General features: G+C 42.8%; 1 protein-coding gene. It reads left to right on the top strand.

The genetic code is table 11. The annotated features are described in order from the left end of the window. Window positions 1–106: 106 nt before the first annotated feature. Window positions 107–1,702, top strand: a complete 1,596-nt coding sequence (locus tag QUA90_RS30310; protein ID WP_333448784.1) for an IS1182 family transposase — start codon at window positions 107–109, stop codon at window positions 1,700–1,702. The last annotated feature ends 51 nt before the right edge of the window (window positions 1,703–1,753 follow it).

The following is a 1,753-nucleotide window of genomic DNA, read 5'->3' as shown; positions in this document are numbered from 1 at the left end:
CCTAGGGCGTCGGTTCAGTATCAGGAGTTGACAAAACAAACTGGAAATGATAGGTGAATTGAGAAGCCTGTTAAATTCTCACAATCAGGAAGAAGGAAGAAACCTTATGCGCCCTCACTTATGGCATCCTCCAATTGAACTCTCAGAAAGAGAATCGTTGATTATCAAACGCATTAAACGAGCCAAGTTATTCACGTTTCTTCGACTGAACCGTTCATTCATATTTAATGATGAGTTTCAAGAAGAACTTGCTACAATTTTTAAAGACAGCACCGTGGGTCAGAGTCCAGTTCCTCCTGCACAACTTGCCTTGGCAATTATTCTACAAGCATATTTGGGTATTTCTGATGATGAAGTGATTGAAGAAATGCTCATGGATCAACGTTGGCAGTTAGTTCTTGATTGTCTCAATTGTGAAAGTCCTCCTTTTAGCAAAGCCACTTTGGTTAGATTCAGAAAGGGCTTAATTAAAAAAGAACTAGACCAACGTTTAATTGACCGCACCGTAGAAATTGCCAAACAAAAAGGTGGATTTGGCTCATCTCAACTTAAAGCGGCTTTAGATTCCTCCCCGTTATGGGGAGCCGGGAAAGTCGAAGATACATATAATTTATTGGGTCATGCTTTGCGGAAAGCAGTGAGCATGATAGCTGCTGTGCAGGGGCGGGAGCCAGCAGAAATTGCCCTGGAAGCAGGTGCACCCATCCTTAATAGTTCCAGCTTAAAAACGGCATTAGATTTAAACTGGGATAATCCAGTAGAGCGTCAAAATGCACTCTTACTTATCCTAAGTAGCTTAGATTCAGTGGAAGAATGGATGCAAAGCCAGTCTGATTGTGATGAATTTGAAGTAGTTCAAGAGACTCTGGATGTTGCCCGAGTCATTGAATCCCAAAATGTGACTTTCGACTCACAAGGCGTTCCGAGTTTAAGTAAAGGGGTCGCCAAAGATCGTCGGATTTCTATTGAAGACCCAGATATGCGGCATGGGCGTAAAAGCCGCTCTAAAAAAATAGATGGATATAAACGCCACGTTCTTAAAGATTTAGAGAGTGGTGTAGTTTGCGCGGTGGCGTTGACACGCGCAAATACTCCGGAAGCCACTGCTACAGTTGACCTAGAACGTGACTTAAAATTTCAAAATATTCACCTAGCTGAGTTACATATTGACCGGGCTTATTTATCCAGTCATTGGGTGGTACAACGGGATGATAAATTACAGATATTTTGCAAGGCGTGGCCGGTCAGAAATTCTGGACGGTTTGATAAAAATTCCTTTTTTCTTGACTGGGATACGCATTTAATTAGCTGTCCCAATCAGGTAAGTATCCCATTTGAACCCGGGAAAATTGTTCATTTTCCGGCGAGTGAATGTGCAATTTGTCCTCAGAGGTCTGGTTGCACGAATAGTAAAAAAGGACGGACTGTATCAATTCATCCTGATGAAGCCTTAATGCAAGAGTTGCGAGCACGTCAATCCACTGCTATTGGTCGAAAAAACTTAAGAAAACGTACTACAGTTGAACACTCTCTGGCTCATATTGGGCATTGGCAGGGGAACCGTGCTCGCTATATCGGGCAGCGGAAAAATCTTTTCGATCTACGGCGAGTCGCTGTCGTCCATAATCTTCATGTCATTGCTCGAATGGATAAGGTTCGGCCAATTACACCAGGCATAGAGTCGAACTCATGCACTGGCTAATTTCATAAAGTCCTTTTTTTGTCAACTCCTAATACTGAACCGACGCTCTAG

The sequence above is a fragment of the Microcoleus sp. D3_18_C4 genome, assembly GCF_036702355.1.
In the GTDB taxonomy this organism is placed as follows: Bacteria; Cyanobacteriota; Cyanobacteriia; order Cyanobacteriales; family Microcoleaceae; genus Microcoleus.
This window is presented reverse-complemented; position numbering and strand designations above follow the sequence as displayed.